General features: G+C 64.0%; 15 protein-coding genes. 12 read left to right on the forward strand and 3 right to left on the reverse strand.

What is annotated here, in order from left to right; genetic code table 11:
* The 3 genes from lysM to IB263_RS16590 form a co-directional block, all read right to left on the reverse strand.
* On the reverse strand, positions 1-474 hold the full coding sequence (lysM, locus tag IB263_RS16580; protein WP_034802175.1) for a peptidoglycan-binding protein LysM: 474 nt from the start codon (positions 472-474) through the stop codon (positions 1-3).
* A gap of 78 nt (positions 475-552) precedes the next feature.
* Positions 553-987: an alternative ribosome rescue aminoacyl-tRNA hydrolase ArfB gene (gene arfB, locus IB263_RS16585; protein ID WP_034801693.1), complete on the reverse strand. Its 435-nt coding sequence runs from the start codon at positions 985-987 to the stop codon at positions 553-555.
* Between the two features lie 203 nt (positions 988-1,190).
* A complete protein-coding gene (locus tag IB263_RS16590) occupies positions 1,191-2,801 on the reverse strand; it encodes a phosphoenolpyruvate carboxykinase (protein ID WP_192438713.1) in 1,611 nt (536 codons plus the stop codon).
* 324 nt (positions 2,802-3,125) lie between these two features.
* Between IB263_RS16590 and chvI the strand changes: the two genes are divergently transcribed.
* From chvI to trxA, 12 genes are all read left to right on the forward strand, one after another.
* On the forward strand, positions 3,126-3,851 hold the full coding sequence (gene chvI / locus IB263_RS16595) for a two-component system response regulator ChvI (RefSeq protein WP_034801691.1): 726 nt from the start codon (positions 3,126-3,128) through the stop codon (positions 3,849-3,851).
* 239 nt (positions 3,852-4,090) lie between these two features.
* Positions 4,091-5,824 carry a sensor histidine kinase gene (locus IB263_RS16600; protein ID WP_218685636.1) on the forward strand — a complete coding sequence of 578 codons (1,734 nt, stop codon included), beginning with the start codon at positions 4,091-4,093 and terminating at the stop codon, positions 5,822-5,824.
* Positions 5,821-6,279: an HPr kinase/phosphorylase gene (locus IB263_RS16605; RefSeq protein ID WP_112985711.1), complete on the forward strand. Its 459-nt coding sequence runs from the start codon at positions 5,821-5,823 to the stop codon at positions 6,277-6,279. The genes IB263_RS16600 and IB263_RS16605 overlap by 4 nt, the downstream gene beginning before the upstream one ends.
* A 156-nt stretch (positions 6,280-6,435) precedes the next feature.
* Positions 6,436-6,837 carry a PTS sugar transporter subunit IIA gene (locus IB263_RS16610; RefSeq protein ID WP_034801684.1) on the forward strand — a complete coding sequence of 134 codons (402 nt, stop codon included), beginning with the start codon at positions 6,436-6,438 and terminating at the stop codon, positions 6,835-6,837.
* Positions 6,837-7,127 (forward strand): HPr family phosphocarrier protein, encoded by a 291-nt coding sequence (locus IB263_RS16615; RefSeq protein ID WP_043624332.1) that lies wholly within the window; start codon positions 6,837-6,839, stop codon positions 7,125-7,127. Before IB263_RS16610 ends, IB263_RS16615 begins: the two co-directional genes overlap by 1 nt.
* A gap of 166 nt (positions 7,128-7,293) precedes the next feature.
* On the forward strand, positions 7,294-8,694 hold the full coding sequence (gene ahcY / locus IB263_RS16620) for an adenosylhomocysteinase (protein ID WP_034801698.1): 1,401 nt from the start codon (positions 7,294-7,296) through the stop codon (positions 8,692-8,694).
* 306 nt (positions 8,695-9,000) lie between these two features.
* Positions 9,001-11,481 carry a PAS domain-containing sensor histidine kinase gene (locus tag IB263_RS16625; protein ID WP_060521543.1) on the forward strand — a complete coding sequence of 827 codons (2,481 nt, stop codon included), beginning with the start codon at positions 9,001-9,003 and terminating at the stop codon, positions 11,479-11,481.
* Entirely contained in the window at positions 11,481-12,992 is a 1,512-nt protein-coding gene (gene tsaE, locus IB263_RS16630; protein WP_192438816.1) for a tRNA (adenosine(37)-N6)-threonylcarbamoyltransferase complex ATPase subunit type 1 TsaE, read from the forward strand. Before IB263_RS16625 ends, tsaE begins: the two co-directional genes overlap by 1 nt.
* Before the next feature lie 10 nt (positions 12,993-13,002).
* Complete coding sequence (locus IB263_RS16635; RefSeq protein WP_060583462.1) at positions 13,003-13,734, forward strand: nucleotidyltransferase family protein; 732 nt, start codon at positions 13,003-13,005, stop codon at positions 13,732-13,734.
* A gap of 2 nt (positions 13,735-13,736) precedes the next feature.
* A complete protein-coding gene (gene addB, locus IB263_RS16640; RefSeq protein WP_371814127.1) occupies positions 13,737-16,919 on the forward strand; it encodes a double-strand break repair protein AddB in 3,183 nt (1,060 codons plus the stop codon).
* The gene (gene addA / locus IB263_RS16645) at positions 16,909-20,475 is read left to right on the forward strand and encodes a double-strand break repair helicase AddA (RefSeq protein WP_192438714.1); all 3,567 of its coding nucleotides are present in this window, start codon (positions 16,909-16,911) and stop codon (positions 20,473-20,475) included. Before addB ends, addA begins: the two co-directional genes overlap by 11 nt.
* Before the next feature lie 86 nt (positions 20,476-20,561).
* Entirely contained in the window at positions 20,562-20,885 is a 324-nt protein-coding gene (gene trxA, locus IB263_RS16650) for a thioredoxin (protein WP_034801674.1), read from the forward strand.
* Positions 20,886-20,907: the final 22 nt, after the last annotated feature.

The following is a 20,907-nucleotide window of genomic DNA, read 5'->3' on the forward strand; positions in this document are numbered from 1 at the left end:
TCAGGCCGCATCCAGATCCGGAATGCGCAGAACCTGGCCGGGATAGATCTTGTCCGGATGGGTCAGCATCGGCTTGTTGGCTTCGAAGATCACCGTGTGCTTGGCGCCCTTGCCCTTGCCGTACTGCGCCTCGGCAATCTTCCAGAGGTTATCGCCCTTCTTGACCGTATAGAAGACGGGCTCCTTTGCCGGAGCAGGTGCTGCGCCGGCATCGGCGACCTTGAGTTCGGAGGCCTCGACTGCGGACACGCCGAGCGTGTTGCCGACGGCGACGACGGCCTTTTCGAAGACGCTCTGGTCCTTCACGACACCCTTCAGCACGACCTTGTCACCGGCCACTTCGACCTGCACGTCCTTGGTGCCGAGATCGTGGGATGCAAGTTCCTTCTGAACGCTTTCGGCATCCGGAGCATCGTCGTCGCCGCCGATACCAAGCTTCTTGCCGGCGTTCTTGATAAAGCTGAAAAGACCCATGAATATCTCCTTTTGCGAAAACACTGCTCGATAAGAGAGGGCGCTGCCCGCCAAAAGGCAAGGGAGCCGCAAAAAGAATCAATCGCCTCCAGGCCGGCCCCTGAGCTTCTTGATCTCCCCGCGACCCGACTTCTCCTTGAGACGCCGCTCGACGGAGCCGCGCGTCGGCTTGGTCTTCTTGCGCGGCGGCGGCGGGGGTTCGGCAGCCTTCAGGATCAACTCCTTCAGCCGCTCGCGCGCATCCTCGCGGTTGCGCTCCTGGCTGCGAAAGCGGCTCGCCTCGATCATCAGCACGCCCTCTTTCGAGGCGCGCTTGCCGGCGATCTTCAGGGCGTTGGCCTTGATGCGATCGGAAAGCGCCGGAGACGCCTGGACGTTGAAGAACAGCTGAACGGCGGTCGACACCTTGTTGACGTTCTGCCCGCCCGGGCCACCGGCCAGCACGAATTGCTCCGTCAGCTCCCAGCCGGCAAGGACGATATTGTCGTTTATGTAGAGCGGGTCGCTGGCCATGGTTCACCTCGGCCCGATCTATGGCACAGAGCGAACCCGTTGAAAACACTGCGGCGCCGCGCGTCTCCTCAGAGGCGCAAAGGTCGCCGTAGCACTCTGGCTCGCCTTAGATCGAAGAGGATTTAAAGGGACATAGAGCAGACGCGAAAGCGAAAAACCCGGCCACAAGGACCGGGTTTCACGTGAATCATAGCCGACAATGTTTATTCGGCGGCGATCTTCGTACCGGGAGCCGCGTCGCGAACGCTGCCGTCCACATGGCTCTCGAACTTGGCGAAGTTCGTGATGAACATGTCGACCAGGCGGCGGGCCTGTGCGTCATAGGCTGCACCATCGGCCCAGGTCGAGCGTGGGTCGAGGATGCCGTCGTCGACGCCCGGGACCGACACCGGAACGGCAAAGCCGAAGTTGGCATCGGTGCGCAGTTCCGCAGCGTTCAGCGAGCCGTCAAGCGCGGCCGCGAGCAGAGCGCGCGTCACCTTGATCGGCATGCGGCTGCCGGTGCCGTAGGCGCCGCCGGTCCAGCCGGTGTTCACCAGCCAGCAGGTGACGCCGTTCTTGGCGATCAGGTCCTTCAGCAGGTTGCCGTATTCCGACGGGTGACGCGGCATGAACGGTGCGCCGAAGCAGGTCGAGAAGGTGGCTTCCGGCTCCGTAACGCCCTTTTCCGTGCCGGCGACCTTGGCGGTGTAGCCGGAAAGGAAGTGGTACATCGCCTGTTCCGGCGTCAGCTTGGCAATCGGCGGCATCACGCCGAAGGCATCGGCGGTCAGCATGATGATGGTGCGCGGCTGCGGTGCGGTGCCGGTGGCGCTGGCATTCGGGATGAAGTCGAGCGGATAGGCGCAACGGGTGTTTTCCGTCAGCGAACCGTCGTCGAAATCCGGAACGCGGCGCTCGTCAAGCACGACGTTTTCCATGACAGTGCCAAAGCGGCGGGTGGTCGCATAGATTTCCGGCTCGGCGGCTTCCGACAGGCGGATCGCCTTGGCGTAGCAGCCGCCTTCGAAGTTGAAGACGCCCTGCTCGCCCCAGCCGTGCTCGTCGTCGCCGATCAGCGTGCGGGTCGGGTCGGCCGAAAGCGTCGTCTTGCCGGTGCCGGAGAGTCCGAAGAAGATCGCGGTGTCGCCGGCCGCGCCCACGTTTGCCGAGCAGTGCATCGGCATGACGCCCTTCTTCGGCAGCAGGTAGTTGAGAACGGTGAAGACCGACTTCTTCATTTCGCCGGCATAGGACGTGCCGCCGATGAGGATGAGGCCGTTGGTGAAGTCGCAGGCGATGACCGTCTCGGTGCGGCAGCCGTAGCGCTCCGGATCTGCTTTGAAGCTCGGCAGATCGATGATCGTCAGCTTCGGCAGGAAGGAGCCGAGCGCTTCGCGGGCTGGGCGAATCAGCAGATTGCGGATGAACAGCGAATGCCAGGCGTACTCGGTAACGACGCGCGTCGGCAGGGAGTTGTCGGCATCGGCGCCGCCAACCAGGTCCTGCACGTAGAGCGACATGCCCTTGGCGTGCTCAAGCATATCCTTGCGCAGCAGCGCAAAATGCTCCGGAGACATCGGCTTGTTGTTGTCCCACCAGATCTGGTCGTCGGTGTTCGCATCGCGAACGACGAACTTGTCCTTCGGCGAGCGACCGGTGTGCTGGCCGGTACGGGCGACGAGCGCACCGTGTGCCGTCAGCTCAGCCTCGCCGCGGCGAAGAGCTTCCTCATAAAGCTCTGCGGCTTCGAGGTTGTACCGAACCGTTTCCAGGTCGATAAAGCCGAGTTTTTCCAAGCCGTTCGCGAGATTGCGAGTGCCGAGTTGCTCCATGGTCAAGCTTCCTTCGTGTTTGGCCATTGGCGTTGAATTTCGCCGGACCTTACTTGCATGCTCGCTCAAAAACAAGGCGACGTCAAAAAAAGAATAATGATTTCAGTATATTAATCGATTTAAAGAAAATTATCGTTTTTTTAATCGGTTGAAACCGGCCTCCCGAACACCGATCTGACAGGACGTATCCTATCGTCACGACAGGTGCTTTTTGGGCTTCGCCACAATTTGTTCCACCTTTATACTCACTAACGCACCCGTGACTCGCGAATGCCGGAGTTTTCGGGGACGGGACCGGCACCTCAAAAGACGGAGTTGAACACGATGCAGACCATCGCGCTTGTCGATGATGACCGGAATATTCTGACGTCCGTATCCATCGCCCTGGAGGCAGAAGGCTACAAAGTCGAGACCTATACCGACGGCGCTTCGGCGCTCGAAGGCCTGCTCGCCCGGCCGCCGCAGCTTGCGATCTTCGACATCAAGATGCCGCGTATGGACGGCATGGAACTGCTGCGCCGCCTGAGGCAGAAGTCGGACCTGCCGGTGATCTTCCTCACCTCCAAGGATGAAGAGATCGACGAACTCTTCGGCCTGAAGATGGGCGCCGACGACTTCATCACCAAGCCGTTTTCGCAGCGCCTTCTGGTCGAACGCGTCAAGGCGATCCTGCGCCGCGCCGCCAACCGCGAAGCCGCGGCCGCCAATCCGAACAATACCGTCAAGGCAACCGACGCGCCGTCGCGCTCGCTCGAGCGCGGGCAGTTGGTGATGGATCAGGAGCGCCACACCTGCACCTGGAAGAGCGAGCCGGTGACCCTGACGGTGACGGAATTCCTCATTCTCCATTCGCTGGCGCAGCGCCCGGGCGTGGTGAAGAGCCGCGACGCACTGATGGACGCTGCCTATGACGAACAGGTCTATGTCGACGACCGCACCATCGACAGCCACATCAAGCGGCTGCGCAAGAAGTTCAAGATGGTCGACAACGACTTCGACATGATCGAGACGCTTTACGGTGTCGGCTATCGTTTCCGGGAGAGTGCCTGAGCCTCGGGGCTTGCCATCGAGCCCAGAGTGGCGCATTTGAAGCGGCGCGATGGTGATGGCCTCATCTGAGACTCGACACGATCTCCGCCGTCTTCGGATCAACACCATGGAAGGCGGCGCAACCGGCCGGCAGCGCCGCCGCTATCGAACGATTATGAAGGACAGTCCGCGCGGGAGCGGGACATTTGGTAGAAGTCTTGCACGGCGACATTGAAGACACTGACGGGCGTGCCCAGGCACTGAAGGGCCAGCGCCGCTGGGCGCATCCCTTTACGCTCATTCGTCGTCTCTTCGGCAATGCCGTCTTCTCGAGCCTCACCCGCCGTATCGTCTTCTTTAACCTGGTGGCGCTCGTCGTTCTGGTCGGCGGCATCATGTACCTAAACCAGTTCCGCGAGGGGCTGATCGACGCGCGCGTCGAAAGCCTTTTGACCCAGGGCGAAATCATTGCGGGCGCGATCTCGGCCTCCGCTTCGGTCGATACCAATTCGATCACCATCGATCCCGAAAAGCTGCTGGAACTGCAGGCCGGCCAGAGCATCACGCCGCTGCCGAGCGACGAGGATCTCGACTTCCCGATCATCCAGGAGCGTGTCGCGCCGGTTCTGCGCCGGCTGATCTCGCCGACGCGCACCCGCGCCCGGCTGTTCGACGCGGACGCCGACCTGCTGCTCGATTCGCGCCATCTCTATAGCGGCGGCCAGGTGCTGCGCTTCGACCTGCCGCCGATCGAGCCGGAGGCGACGGGCATCGGCGAAAAGCTCAACAGCTGGCTGAACAAGCTTTTGCAGCCGGGCAATCTGCCGCTCTATAAAGAACCGCCGGGTGGCAACGGCTCGATCTACCCTGAGGTGACCAATGCTCTGACGGGCGTGCGCGGCTATGTCGAGCGCGTTACCGAGAAGGGCGAGCTTATCGTTTCCGTGGCGGTGCCCGTCCAGCGCTTCCGCGCCGTTCTCGGCGTGCTCCTGCTTTCGACCCAGGCCGGCGACATCGACAAGATCGTCCAGGCCGAGCGCCTCGCCATCATCCGCGTCTTCGGCGTCGCGGCGCTCGTCAACATCATCCTGTCGCTGCTTCTGTCGTCGACGATCGCCAATCCGCTGCGCAGGCTTGCGGCAGCAGCGGTGCGCGTGCGCCGCGGCGGCGCCAAGGAGCGCGAGGAAATTCCCGACTTCTCCTCGCGCCAGGACGAGATCGGCAACCTATCGGTCGCGCTGCGTGAGATGACGACTGCGCTCTATGACCGGATCGCCGCGATCGAAAACTTTGCCGCCGACGTCAGCCACGAGCTGAAAAACCCCCTCACCTCACTGCGTAGCGCCGTCGAGACGCTGCCTTTGGCGCGGACCGACGAATCGAAGAAGCGGCTGATGGACGTCATCCAGCATGACGTCCGCCGCCTCGATCGCCTGATCAGCGATATCTCGGACGCCTCGCGTCTCGACGCGGAACTTGCCCGCAGCGACGCCAAGACGATCGATCTCGAAAAACTCCTCGGCGACCTCGTCGATATCTCGCGCCAGGTCCGAAGCAAGAAGAAGGCGGTGCTGCTCGATTTCGTCATCGACCGCAAGGACAGCCCCAAAGCGCGCTTTGCCGTCAGCGGCTACGACCTGCGCATCGGCCAGATCATCACCAACCTGATCGAAAACGCCCGTTCCTTCGTTCCCGAGGACGGCGGGCGGATCGTCGTGCGCCTCACCCGCTCGCGCTCGCGCTGCCTCGTCTATGTCGAGGACAACGGCCCGGGCATCCAGGCAGAAGACATCGACCGCATTTTCGAGCGCTTCTATACCGACCGGCCGGAAGGCGAGGATTTTGGACAGAACTCCGGCCTCGGGCTGTCGATCTCCAGGCAGATCGCTGAAGCCCATGGCGGCACGCTCAAGGCCGAGAACATCGCCGGACCGGATGGCCATATCACCGGCGCGCGCTTCGTCCTGTCCCTGCCCGCCGAGCCGCACGCGTGACAACGGCCCGCGCCAATGTCCACGGCACCGCAATCGTGCTCGGGACACGCGGCTTCCTGCTTACCGGCCCGTCCGGCAGTGGCAAATCCAGACTGGCGCTCGCCTGCATCACGGCCGCCCGGCAGGCCGGACATTTCGCGGCGCTCGTCGCCGACGACCGCGTGGATCTTGCGCTCGAACACGACCGGATCGTGGCGCGCTGCCCGCCCTCCATCCACGGCCTCATCGAAATCCGCGGCGCCGGCATCGGCACGATCGAAACCGTGCCTGCCGCCGTCATGGACTGGGCCATTCTGCCCGTCGCCGCCCCATTCGACCCGCGGCTACCGCCCGAAGACGAGACATTGCCCCTGCCACTCGGGCGCGTATTGCCGATTGTTCGCGTTCCCGTTGAAGAGGGCGCCCAGGTTCTCAATATTTTGCAGGCGCTCATCGCTGAAAAAATAGGTTTCTAGCCCGATTTACCGTCAGCGCGACCGGAATTTCGGCATTTTTGGCTTGCACTTCCCCTTTTCCTTGCCAAGATGCCCTCCCCAACAGGTGGACGAAATTGCTGCATTGCGATATCTGGCCATCAGTGAATTGCGTGTGCAGTTGGAGCGAAGATACCCATGATCGGACTTGTGCTTGTCACCCATGGCAAGCTGGCTGAGGAATTTCGACATGCGCTTGAGCATGTTGTCGGTCCGCAAAAGGCTATAGAGACCGTCTGCATCGGCCCCGAGGACGACATGGACCAGCGTCGGCAGGATATCCTCGACGCGGTCACCAATGTCGACGAAGGCAACGGCGTCATCATTCTCACCGACATGTTCGGCGGGACCCCCTCCAACCTCGCCATCTCGGTGATGCGCAGCGGCACCGTCGAAGTGATCGCCGGCGTCAACCTGCCGATGCTGATCAAGCTTGCCGGCGTGCGCGGCGAGAGCGACATGGACAAGGCACTTGTCGAGGCCTCCGAGGCCGGGCGGAAATACATCAACGTCGCCAGCCGCGTCCTGAGTGGAAAGTAATGGATCACCGCCCCGACATGTCGCTGACGCGCGAACTGCTGATCATCAACAAGCGAGGCCTGCATGCGCGGGCGTCAGCAAAGTTCGTGCAGACGGTCGAGGCCTATGACGCCGAGATCACCGTTTCGAAGGACGGCATGACCGTTGGCGGAACCTCGATCATGGGGCTGATGATGCTGGCCGCCAGCACCGGCTGCAGCGTTTGCGTGACCGCCAGCGGCGCGCAGGCCGAAGAAGCCCTGAACGCGCTCGACGCTCTGGTCGCCGACAAGTTCGGCGAAGAAATCTGACGGCAATATAAAGATATAAAGACTTCTTTATATCGAGGTTGCTCTCCACCCTGAATCCTGATAGATCGGTCGCACTCTCACCGCGTCGTATAGGCGTGGGAGGCATAATCGCGCCGCGGAGATGGCCAAGGCCGCGCGGCTTGAAGAGATCAGCCCGGAGAACTCCATGACCACCACTCAGGACTACATCGTCGCCGACATCGGACTTGCCGATTTCGGGCGCAAGGAAATTGCGATCGCCGAAACGGAAATGCCGGGCCTGATGGCCTGCCGCGAAGAGTTCGGCGCTTCGAAGCCGCTGAAGGGCGCGCGCATCACCGGCTCGCTGCACATGACCATCCAGACCGCCGTCCTCATCGAGACGCTGGTCGCGCTCGGCGCCGACGTACGCTGGGCTTCGTGCAACATCTTCTCGACCCAGGACCACGCCGCAGCCGCGATCGCCGCCAGCGGCGTTCCGGTCTTCGCCGTCAAGGGTGAGACGCTCGAAGAATACTGGACCTACACGGACAAGATCTTCCAGTGGGCCGACGGTGGCGTCTCGAACATGATCCTCGACGATGGTGGCGACGCCACCATGTACATCCTGCTCGGCGCCCGCGCCGAAGCCGGCGAGGACGTGCTCTCCAACCCGGGCTCCGAGGAAGAAGAAATCCTCGTCGCGCAGATCAAGAAGCGCCTTGCCGCTTCGCCGGGCTGGTTCACCAAGCAGCGCGACGCGATCAAGGGCGTGACCGAGGAAACCACCACCGGCGTCAACCGCCTCTACCAGCTCCAGGCCAAGGGCCTGCTGCCCTTCCCGGCGATCAACGTCAACGACAGCGTCACCAAGTCGAAGTTCGACAACAAGTACGGCTGCAAGGAATCGCTGGTCGACGGCATCCGCCGCGGCACCGACGTGATGATGGCCGGCAAGGTCGCCGTCGTCTGCGGTTACGGCGACGTCGGCAAGGGTTCGGCCGCCTCGCTTTCCGGCGCCGGCGCCCGCGTCAAGGTCACTGAAATCGACCCGATCTGCGCGCTCCAGGCCGCCATGGACGGCTTCGAAGTCGTCCAGCTCGAAGACGTCGTCTCCTCGGCCGACATCTTCATCACGACGACCGGCAACAAGGACGTCATCCGCATGGACCACATGCGCGAGATGAAGGACATGGCGATCGTCGGCAACATCGGCCACTTCGACAACGAGATCCAGGTCTCGGCTCTGCGTAACCTGAAGTGGACGAACATCAAGCCGCAGGTCGACATGATCGAGTTCCCGAAGGGCAACCGCATGATCCTGCTTTCGGAAGGCCGCCTGCTCAACCTCGGCAACGCCACCGGTCACCCGTCCTTCGTGATGTCGGCCTCGTTCTCCAACCAGGTCCTGGCCCAGATCGAGCTCTTCACCAAGGGTGAGAAGTATAAGAACGAAGTCTACGTCCTGCCCAAGGCGCTCGACGAGAAGGTCGCTCGCCTGCACCTCAAGAAGCTCGGCGCCAAGCTTTCGGAACTTTCCGAAGAGCAGGCCGACTACATCGGCGTGAAGACGCAGGGTCCGTTCAAGGCTGAGCACTACCGGTACTAATCCTTACCCGGGCAATCCACAACATCTTGTGGCCGCGTTCTTGACAAGAGAGCGCGGCCGCTTTTTTGGGCCTCTCCCTTCCCGACGATTCGACTAGGAAGTATGCTCTAACCCATTGATTCGTGATGCCGGTGCGGACCTTGGGCATCGCGGATGGGATGTCTTGTCGAATTAGCGGCAAACAGACGGAGACAGACCGGGGATGCAATCGGAACTGACGCGGACCCTTGAACAGGGCCCCGGTGGAACTGTGCAAGGCGCAGCAAGGCCGGCAGCACCCTTCGGACAGACGGGGATGGCAGCGCCATGAACAAAGACCAGACAGATTTTCCGGCCATCCGCCGCAAGGGTCCGAAATTCCTGCGCCGCCTTTTGGCCGGCACCGCCCTTTTCACCGCCACGGACGCTCTCGCCCAGGTTGTCCCGCAAAAGGCCGGCATCTTCGGCTCGTCGGAGGTCGTCACCTTTTCCGTGCTGATCGGCGTCATTTCCGCTGCGATGATCTCGGCGATCTGGCTGATCCGCCAGCGCGGCAACATCGAGGCGGAAAACCGCGAGCTTAGGTCCGACCTTTCCGACGCCAACCAGCGCCTCTCGCGCTACCAGGCGCTGGTCGCCGACAAGAACCGCCGGATCGTCATCTGGGACGGGCTTCTCGAACGCGCCGAACTGCTCGGCCAGCTGCCGGCGGAAACCGGCGCGCCTTCCGACGACCGCGACTTCCTGGCCTTCGGCCGCTGGGTCAAGGCGCAGTCTGCAGGCGAGCTCGAAAAATCGATCGAGGCGCTTCGCACCCAGGCCCGCAGCTTCGATCTCGTCATCGAAACGCAGCGCAACGAAGTGCTGGAAGCCCAGGGACGCGTTTCCGGCGGCCGCGCCTTTGTGCGCTTCATCGCGCTCAACAACATGCGGGCGGAGCTCGCCGAACTGAAGCTCGAACACGACCGGCTCAATATCGCGCTTCGCTCCTTCCATACGCTCCTCGACGCAATCGACCTGCCCGTCTGGCAGCGCGGCACCGACGGCGCGCTCGTCTGGGTCAACGAAGCCTATGCCGACGCCGTCGAGGCACCCGATGTCGCCACCGCCGTCGCGGAAAAGCGCGAGTTGCTTGCGACCGTTGCGCGTGAAAAGATCCGGTCGGTCTCGACGTTCGATACGCCTTTCCACGACAAGGTCTCGACAGTCGTGCGCGGCAACCGCACCTTCTTCGACGTCGTCGACGCCCGCAGCGCCGCCGGTTCGGCCGGTATCGCAGTCGATATTTCGGGGATCGAGGCCGTGCGCGAAGAGCTCAACCGCACGCTCAAGAGCCATGCGGAAACGCTCGACCATCTGGCGACGCCCGTCGCGATCTTCGACGGCAACCAGCGTCTGCAGTTCTACAACCAGGCCTTCCAGCGCCTGTGGAACCTCGATATCGGCTTCTTGGAGCGCAAGCCGGACAATGGCGAAGTGCTCGATCGGCTGCGCGCCGGCGGCCAGCTGCCGGAACAGCTCAACTGGAAACAGTGGAAGGCGAACGCACTATCGGTCTACCAGGCGCTCGATACGCAGAGCGACCTTTGGCACCTGCCGAACGGACAGACATTGCGCGTCTTTGCCACCGCCCGCCCGCAGGGCGGCGTTACCTGGGTGTTCGAGAACCTGACCGAGAAGGTCGACCTCGAAACGCGCTACAACACCCTCGTCCAGGTCCAGGGCGAAACCATCGATCACCTGGCCGAAGGCGTAGCGGTGTTCGGCCCGGACGGCCGCATCCGCCTGTCGAACCCGGCGTTTCGCGCGATCTGGGGCATCAGCGAGGCTGAAGCCAAACCCGGTACGCATATCAAGGCGATCGAGCAGGCCTGCCTGATCTCCTACGACCAGCCCGACGGCTGGAAGCGTTTCACCCACATCATCACCAGCTTCGACGACGAGCGGCCCTCCAGCCGCGGCATTCTCGAACTCAGGACCGGGCTGATTCTCGACTACGCGGTCATCCCGCTGCCGAACGCCCAGACGATGCTGACCTTCGTCAACATTACCGACAGCGTCCGGGTCGAGCGCGCGCTCACCGAAAAGAATGAGGCGCTGCGCAAGGCCGATGCGTTGAAGAACGACTTCGTCCACCACGTCTCCTACGAGCTACGCTCGCCGCTCACCAACATCATCGGTTTTGCCGATCTCTTGAAGACGCCGGCTTTCGGCGACCTCAACGAGCGCCAGGCAGAGTATGTCGACCATATCGCCACGTCGTCGTCGCTGCTTCTGACGATCGTCAACGACATCCTCGATCTTGCGACCGTCGACGCCGGCATCGTCCAGCTCGACCTTGCCGACATCAGCCTCACCGATTTCCTCGACGACATCGCGTATCAGATGGCCGACCGTCTGACCGAAAGCGGCGTGACGCTCCGGATCGCCGCACCTGATAATCTCGGCCGGATGGTCGCCGATCAGCAGCGCCTGAAGCAGATCTTCGTCAAGCTGCTCACCAATGCCGCGAACTTCGCCCCCGATGGCAGCGTCATCGAACTGGCGTGCCGCCGCGAGGGCAGCGACTTCATCTTCTCGGTCTCCGACAGCGGCCCCGGCATTCCGCAGGACGTGCTCGACACGGTCTTCAACCGCTTTGAAAGCCACGGTCAGCGCGGCGGCGCCGGCCTCGGGCTTTCGATCGTCGAGAGCTTCGTCAGCCTGCATCACGGCACGGTCTCGATCCGCAGCAAGGAAGGCGAAGGCACGGAAGTGACCTGCCGCATCCCTTCGGCCGACGTGCCGGCCACCGTCGCGGCCGAATGATGCCGGCGATCGAGCGCCATCTTGCAAACGAGGCGGCAACGATCGAGCTTGGTGAGGACCTGGCGCTCGCCCTGAAGCCTGGCGACTGCGTCGCTCTTTCGGGCGATCTCGGCGCCGGCAAATCCACACTGGCGCGCGCCTTTTTGAGGGTCGTCGCCGATGACGACGGCCTGGAAGTGCCGAGCCCGACCTTCACGCTGGTCCAGAGCTACGACTTGCGCATACCCGTCGCGCATTTCGACCTTTACCGGCTGGCCGATTCCAGCGAGCTCGACGAACTGGGCTTCGATGAAGCCCTGTCGCAGGGCATCTGCCTGGTCGAATGGCCGGAACGGGCGGACGACGCCCTCCCCTCACGTCGCATCACGCTTGCGATCACCCACGAGAAGGACGGGCGACGCGTCGAAATTTCGGCGCCTGATGATACGCTGCAGCGCATCGCCCGAACGCTTTCGATCCGCGAATTTCTCGATACGAACGGACATTCCAAGGCGCGGCGGCGGCACCTGAGCGGCGACGCCTCGATCCGGGCCTATGAGCGCATTTACCCGACGGACGGCTCCGTTAGCCGGATTCTGATGGATTCGCCGCGGCACAAGCCGGGCCCGATCCTTCAGGACGGAAAGTACTATCAGCAGCTGGCGCATATCGCCGAAGATGTCGTTCCCTTCGTCGCCGTCGACCAGATGCTCATTGCCCGCGGCTTTGCGGCGCCTGAAATCTACGCCCGCGACATCGACCAGGGCATCCTCTTGATCGAAGATCTGGGCTCGGAGGGCGTCCTCCATGCGGACGGAGAGCCGATCGACGAACGCTACATCGAGAGCGCGCGGCTGCTTGCCCGCCTGCACTCGGAACCGGCCGAGGCCGAGATCAAGGTCGAGCCGACTGTGATCCACCGCATTCCGGATTTCGACCGGACGGCGATGAAGATCGAGACGCGGCTTTTGACCGACTGGTATCTGCCCTGGAAACGCGGCGCGCCGGCAAGCGACGACGAGAAGCGCGAATATGGAGAGATCTGGGACGGCCTGATCGACCTCCTGCAGACATCCGAAACGAACCTGCTGCTGCGCGATTTTCACTCGCCGAACATCATCTGGCGCGGGGAACGCGAAGGTCTGAACCGGATCGGCCTCATCGATTTCCAGGACGCAATGATCGGTCCGACTGCCTATGACGTCGCGTCCTTGGTTCAAGATGCCCGCGTCACCATCCCGCCTTCGCTCGCAAGCCGGATGATGGACGCCTATCTCGCCGAACGGCGCGCGGGTGGTAGCTTCGACGAGGCAATGTTCCTTCGCGACTGGCACCTGATGTCGGCGCAGCGCAACTGCAAGCTCGTCGGCATCTGGGTGCGGCTGATGCAGCGCGACGGCAAGCCCGGCTACATGAAGCACATGCCGCGCACTTTCGCCTATCTTCAGGCGGCGCTTTCACATGAATCGCTGAAACCCTTGCACGACTGGTGTATGAAGACCGGAATCCTCGTTTCCGAATCAGCGAACTGACAGAGAATCAATGTCGATCAGCAATGCGATGGTGCTCGCCGCGGGCCTCGGCACCCGTCTTCGTCCGATCACCAACACCATGCCAAAGCCGCTCGTCGAGATCGCCGGCAAGCCGATGATCGACTACGTGCTGGACCTCCTGGTGGAGGCCGGCGTCAGCACGGCCGCGGTCAACGTGCATCATTTCGCCGACCTGATGGAAGGCCATCTCAGCCAACGCAGCGCCCCGGAGATCGTGATTTCGGACGAGCGCGAGGCGCTGATGAATTCCGGCGGCGGTCTCGCCAAGGGGCTGAAACTGCTGCCGGAGGGGCCGGTTCTTGTGATGAATGCCGATCTCTTCTGGGTCGGCGAGCCCAAGGGCAAGCCCAGCAACCTGACGCGCCTGGCCGCCGCCTTCGACGCGGAGCGCATGGACATGCTGCTCCTTTGCGTGCGCGACGAGGATACGACCGGCCACAACGGCAAGCGGGATTTCTCGCTGGGTGACGACGGCAAGCTCACGCGCTACGCCGAAGGCCTGCCGAACCCGGTGGTCTATGCCGGCGCGATCGCGCTTCACTCCCGGCTTTTTGCCGACGCGCCCGACGACGCCTTCAATCTCAACATCTACTTCGATCGCGCCGCCGAGGAAGGCCGTCTTCACGGCCTGCTGCTCGAAGGTCACTGGATGACGGTCGGAACGCCCGAGGCGATCGGCGAAGCGGAGGCGGCGATCCGCCGCCACCAGCCGGAGGGATGAGCGTGCGTGGCCGCCGGTCCAACGTCTTCACGATCCCGCCCGGCCTCCCCTTCCTGAAGACGCTCGCCGAAAAGCTTTGCGACGGTAGCCTGACGCCGGACTTCCGCTACGACCCGGCCGATCCCCTGCCGCTTGCCGGCGTGACGATCTTCGTGCCGACGCGGCGCTCGGCCCGTGTGCTCCGGTCCGAGTTCGTCGACCTGCTCGGCGGCCGCTCCACCATCCTGCCCACCATCAAGGCGCTCGGCGAGACCGATGACGACAGCGGCTTCTTCGATGCCGAGGTGCCGGCGATCCTCGATCTCGCCCCGCCCCTGCCCGGGACCGCACGCCTGATCGAGCTTGGCCGGCTTATCCTCGCCTGGCGCAACCGGCTGCCGAAGGTGGTGCTCGACATCCATGCGGAGAGCCCGCTGATTGCGCCGGCAAGCCCTGCCGATGCGATCTGGCTCGCGCGCAATCTTGCCGACCTCATCGACGCGATGGAGACGGAAGAGCTCGACTGGGACAAGCTCGACAAGCTCGATGCCGGCGAGCACGCCCTCTGGTGGCAGCTGACGCTCGAATTCCTGAAGATTGCCCGCAGCTACTGGCCGGAACGGCTGGAGGAACTGAAACAATCCTCGCCCGCGCGCCACCGCAACGCGATCCTGCAGGCCGAGACGCAGCGCATCGCCGCCGGCAAGATCGAGGGCCCGATCATCATTGCCGGTTCGACCGGCTCCATTCCCGCAACGGCCACGCTGATTGCCGCCGTGCAGAAGCTGCCCAACGGTACGATCGTGCTGCCTGGCCTCGACCAGACGATGAGCGAGGCCGAATGGGACATGATCGTCGCCGACGCCGCCCTTGACGGCAGGCCGGACCCGGCAAGCCGCAGCCACCCGCAATACGGCTTTTACAGGCTGCTGAAACGCATGGGCGTTCTGCGGCCCGACGTGACCGCCCTGGCTGTCGCCGAGGTCGACCTAGACGTCCGTGCCGAGATCCTGTCGCACGCTCTTCTGCCGGCCAAGGCGACCAATGCATGGACCGCGATGCGCAGCGAGCTGGATCCGGCGTTGCTGCAGCAAGCCTTCCAGGATGCAGCCCTCATCGAAACCGCCAACGAACGCGAGGAAGCGGCCGCGATCGCGGTCGCCTTGCGGCTCGCGCTCGAAGGCAGCGACGAGAGCCAGGCAGCGCTGATCACGCCGGACCGCAATCTCGCACGGCGGGTCGGCGCCGAGCTTGCCCGCTTCGGCATCGAGGCCGACGATTCCGCCGGTACGCCTCTCATCGCGACGCCGCAGGGCAGCCTGCTGCGGCTGCTGCTAGAAGCATGCCTGCGCCCCGGCGATCCCGTGCCGTTCGTCGCGCTGCTCAAGCATCCGCTGGCGCGCTTCGGGCTTTCCCGCGACAGGATGCGCGAAGGGGCCGACGCGCTGGAACGCATGGCACTGCGTGGCAGCACCGCGACGGTCGATCTGCTGGTGCTCGAATCCGTGCTCGACGCGGCGATCGTCCGGCACAAGACCGATCGCCATCCACCGGAATGGCGCATCGGCATCGGGAATGACGCGCTTCAGGCGGCCCGCGACGTGGCGGCGAAGATCGGTCTCGCGGTGGCGCCGCTCGCCTCCGCGCTGACGCGCAGCCGGGACGGCAGCCGCGTGTTCTCGGACGAATTTACCTTTGCCGACTGGGCGATGCGCACCGGCGAGGCCCTGGAAGCGGCCTCAGCCGACGAGCGTGGCGACCTCGGTGGGCTTTGGTCCGGCGAGGCCGCCGATACGCTCGCAACTCTCCTTCGCGGCATCATCGAGACCGACGGCCAGATGACCGCGGACGGGCCGCAATGGTGCGATGTCGTCGAAGCCCTGTCGGCCAGCGCCGCGGTCAAGCCTCGCTCCATGCGCCATCCGCGGGTGTTCATCTTCGGCGCGCTGGAATCGCGCCTGCAGAGCATGGACCTGGTGGTTCTCGGCGGCCTGAACGAAGGCAATTGGCCGGGCCAGACGGCCAACGATCCGTTCCTTTCGCGCACCATGAAGACGGGGATCGGTCTTGAGCCGCCTGAACGACGCATCGGCCAGCTTGCGCACGACTTCCAGATGGCCTGCGGCACAAGGCGGCTGATCTTCACCCGCTCGATGCGCCAGGGCGCAGCACCCACCGTCGCCTCGCGCTGGCTGCAGCGGCTGCTGGCGCTCGGCGGCGAACGGCTGACGCGAGCGCTGCACGCCAATGGCGCCGACTATCTCGCCTGGGCCCGCATGCTTGACGACGGCGGCCGCCAGCCGCTGGCCGAGCGCCCCGCCCCCAAGCCACCGGCGGACCTGCAGCCGCGCAAGTACTCTTTCAGCGAAGTGTCGCGGCTACGGCGCGACCCCTACGCGATCTATGCGCGACGCATCCTTCGGCTGGATCCGCTGCTGCCGTTCAACAGCGACCCCGGCCCGGCCGAGCGCGGCACGCTTTACCACCAGATCGTCGAGCGTTTCGTACGCGCCGGCGTCGATCTGATGTTACCGGCGGCGGAAGAGGTCATGCACCGGCTGCTGAACGAGGCTTTCGACGAGGCGCGACTGCCCACCCATATCGACACGATCTGGCGGCCGCGCTTTGCCGCCGTCGGCTTGGCCTTCATCAAATGGGAACGGGACCGCGCCCGCTTCATCCGCCGGTCGCGCACCGAAGTGGCGGCATCGATGGAGCTCGGCGTCGCCGACATGCGGCTGACCGGCATTGCCGACCGGCTCGATACGCTGACCGACGGCAGCGTCGAGATCGTCGACTACAAGACCGGCTCCAGCCCATCGACCAAGGAAGCCCGCGTGCTGCTCGACCCGCAGCTCGCGCTGGAAGCCGCGGCCCTCAAGGCCGGCGCCTTTAAGGACGTGCCGCCCAGCCACCCACAGTCGCTGCTCTATGTCCGGCTCAAACCGGGCGCGCGCTTCAAACCGGAAGCGGTCAACAACGAAGGCAGCAAGTCGAAGGAGACGAAGTCGGCCGATCAGCTTGCGGACGAGTCGCTTGCCGAACTCAGGAAGCTGCTAAGCGCGCTTCTCTCGGGCAAGCATGGCTTTGCCTCGCGCGTGATTGTTCAGAAAGAGCGCGATTATGGCGGCGAATACGACCATCTGGCACGCGTAGCCGAATGGTCGACGGCCGACAGCGAAGAGGAGGATGGCGATGAGGGATGACAACCTCGGCCCCGAACAGGCGACGCCTCAAAGCTGGCTCGACTGGACCTCGCGCCGGCAGTCGCTGGCTTCGGACCCGGACCGCTCCGCCTGGGTGTCGGCCAATGCCGGCTCCGGCAAGACCCACGTGCTGACCCAGCGGGTGATTCGGCTGTTGCTTGCCGGCTGCCGCCCCTCGGCGATCCTCTGCCTCACCTATACCAAGGCGGCGGCCTCCGAAATGTCGAATCGCGTCTTCGAACGGCTGGCCGAATGGGTAACGCTCGACGACGCGACGCTCGAAAAGCGGATCGAGGCGATTGAGGGCGAGCGGCCCGGGCGCTTGAAGCTGCAGGAGGCGCGGCGCCTGTTCGCCCGCGCGCTGGAGACCCCGGGCGGCCTGAAGATCCAGACGATCCATGCCTTTTGCGAGGCGCTGCTGCACCAGTTTCCGCTGGAGGCCAATGTCGCCGGCCATTTCTCGGTTCTCGACGATCGCGCGGCTGCGGTTCTGCTTGCCGATGCGCGCCGGCTGCTGCTGACCGCGACCGCGGCCAAGGACGATCCGGCTCTTGCCCACGCCTTTGCCACCGTGCTCGACATCGCCGACGATACCGGCCTGGAAAAGCTGCTGGCCGCAATCGTCGAAAACCGAACCGCGATCCAGGTCTTCCTCGAACATGCCGACGGGCTCGGCGGCACCGAGGCCGAGCTGCGCCGGGCGCTGAAGCTTTCGCCGGAGGAAAGCGTCGACGGCGCCATGGCGACGATCTGGCCCTTGGCGGGCTTGAACGGCGCGGCGCTCGAACGGTACTTCTCGCTCGCCACCAGCGTCGGCGGCACGAAGGTGCTCGACTTTGCGGAGGGGCTGAGGACCGTTTCGAAGATGACGGATCTCAGCGCGCGCTATGACGGGCTCAGGCATCTGTTCTTCACCGGCACGGGCAAGCCGCGGGCGCAATCCGCCTTCCTCAACAAGGCGATGCAGCAGGCTGCCCCCGATCTCATTGACCTCGTGGACGAGGCCTATCGCCATGTCGTCGCCTGCATCGATCACATCAGCATCCTCAGGATGTTCGAGGCGACGCTGGCGGCGCTGACGCTCGCCGAGCGGCTGAATGCCGACTACGAGGAACTGAAGCGACGCCGCAGCCAGCTCGATTTCGAGGACCTGATCAACCGCACGGCGGCGCTCTTTGCCCGCGGCGACGTCAGCGCCTGGGTACACTACAAGCTCGACCAGGGCATCGATCATATCCTCGTCGACGAGGCGCAGGACACCAGCCCGGCCCAATGGACGATCATCCAGGCGCTCGCTTCCGACTTCTTCTCGGGCGAGAGCGCACGCGGTACTGCCCGCACGATGTTTGCCGTCGGTGACGAGAAACAGTCGATCTACTCCTTCCAGGGCGCCCGTCCGGAGCGGTTTTCGCGCGAGAGCCAGGAGACCGAACGGCGGGTGCGCGACGGCGGCAAGGCTTTCGAGCCCATCCGCCTGCAGCTCTCCTTCCGCTCGACCGTCGACGTGCTTTCGGCCGTTGACGCCGTCTTTGCCAATCCGGCGCATGCGCGAGGCCTCAGCGCCCGCAACGAGCCCGTGGTGCATGCTTCGAACCGCATCGGCCATCCCGGCGCCGTCGACATCTGGGACGTGATTGCCGCCGAACCGGTGGATACAGACGAGGAATGGACTGCCGCCTTCGACGCAACGCCGGAGAGTGCGCCGGTCAATATCCTCGCCCGCCGGATCGCAGCCACGCTGGAAAGCTGGATCGGCAAGGAGACGATCGTCGAGAAGGGCGTTCGCCGGCCGATGCGCCCGGGCGACGTGATCGTACTGGTCCGCAAACGCGACGCCTTCGTCAATGCTCTGACGAGAGCACTCAAGCGCCGCAACAACATTCCGGTCGCCGGCGCCGACCGGTTGGTGCTCACCAAGCATATTGCCGTCCAGGACCTGCTCGCCCTCGGGCGGTTCGTGCTGTTGCCGCAGGACGACCTGTCGCTGGCCGCGCTGATGAAAAGCCCGCTGTTCAACCTCGGCGAGGACGCGCTGTTCGAACTCGCGGCGCGGCGCGGCGAAGGCGAAAGCCTCTGGGAGAGGCTGCAGCATGAAGCCGATGACGGCATCCTGTTTCACCAGACGGCGCGAACGCTGAAATCCTACATGGCGCTCGCAAGCCAGCTGGCTCCGCATGACTTCTATGCCCGCGTCCTCGGCGTGCATGGCGGCCGCGCCGCCTTTCTCGCGCGCCTCGGCACCGAGGTCAGCGACATTCTCGACGAGTTCCTGACCTTCGCGCTCGACCAGGAAAGAAGCGGCCTGCCCGGCCTGCAGGCCTTCGTCTCGACGCTGGAAATGGAAGCGCCGACGGTCAAGCGCGAGCAGGACAAGGAACGCGATGAAGTTCGGATCATGACCGTGCACGCGGCCAAGGGCCTGGAAGCGCCAGTCGTCTTCCTCGCCGATGGCGGCGGGGCGGCGTTCAGCAACCAGCATGTGCCCTCTCTTCGCTTCCTGGAGCTTGCCCAGAGAGACGGCACCGTCCTGCCGCTTCCGGTGTGGCGCGCGCCGGGCGCGGAATCGAACTCGCTCATCACCGCCGACGGCGAGCGGCTGAAGACGCTGGCTGAGGAAGAATATCGTCGCCTGCTCTATGTCGGCATGACCCGCGCCGCCGACCGCCTGATCGTCTGCGGTTATCGCGGCCAGCGGGCCGTTGCCGATACATGGCACGCTATGGTTCAGGCGAGCCTTGCCGGAGACGAGAGCGGCCGCGGCCACCCGACCAGTTTTCACGCCGGCGGCGAGGAATGGTCCGGCCATGCCTGGCGCGAGAAGCAGCTCGAACGCGATCTGCCCTCCGGCGATGCGCGCTCGGCCGATTCGGGCCGTCCCGCCACCGCCCTGCCAAAGGCGCTTTCGACGCCACTGCCGCCGCAAAAGCGGCTGCCGCGGCCGCTCAGTCCTTCCGGCGTCGGCATCGCGGTTGACGAGGACGATGGCGATGCGCTCGTCGGCTCGGCTCTTTTCTCAGAAAAGGCCCCGGCAAACCTCTCGATGCTGCGCGGCGCCATCCTGCACCGCCTGCTGCAGGTTCTGCCCTCGATGGCGGGAGACGATCGCCGGGCCGCGGCCGAACGCTATCTCGAGCGATCCGTGCCCAGTTGGCCTTCAGAACAACGCGCCGCACTGATCGCCAGCATCGAAGCCGTGCTCGACCATCCGGACCTCGGCGCAGTTTTCTCGGTGAGCAGCCGGGCCGAGGTTTCGGTCATGGGTACGCTGGCGCTCGGCAAGCGCGAGCACGCGGTTTCAGGCCGGATCGACCGGCTGGCCGTTCGCGACGGCGTCGTCACGATTGCGGACTTCAAGACCAACAGGCAGGTGCCGGCATCTCCTAACGACATTCCCTTCGCCTACACGGCGCAGCTTGCGATCTACCGCGCGCTCCTGCAGCCGCTTTATCCAGCACATGCGTTTCGATGTGTACTGATCTTCACCGAGGGGCCGGCAATCCACGTCGTTCCCGACCAGGCACTCGACAGGAGCCTTGAAGACCTCGCGACAAAGTGAGATACCCGATATTGAAAATCCAGCGGTGCCTTCTCACATGACACACAACATCTGGATACTGCCATTCCGAACGCAAGGAGCAGCCTATGGCTACTGTAAAGGTCGATACGTCCAATTTTCAGCAGGAAGTGCTGAACTCCGCCGAGCCGGTGGTTGTCGATTTCTGGGCTGAATGGTGCGGCCCGTGCAAGATGATCGCCCCGAGCCTCGAGGAAATCTCGAACGAACTCGCCGGCAAGGTCAAGGTTGCCAAGCTCAACATCGACGAAAACCCGGAACTGGCCGCCCAGTACGGCGTTCGCTCGATCCCGACGCTCGCCATGTTCAAGGCCGGCGAAGTGGCTGACATCAAGGTTGGCGCCGCCCCGAAGACGGCCCTGTCCTCGTGGATCTCCACGGCGGTCGCTTAAAGCAAGTTCACTGCTGAAAACG

Origin of the sequence: Ensifer sp. ENS03 (genome assembly GCF_014852035.1) — a bacterium.
GTDB lineage: Bacteria > Pseudomonadota > Alphaproteobacteria > Rhizobiales > Rhizobiaceae > Ensifer > Ensifer adhaerens.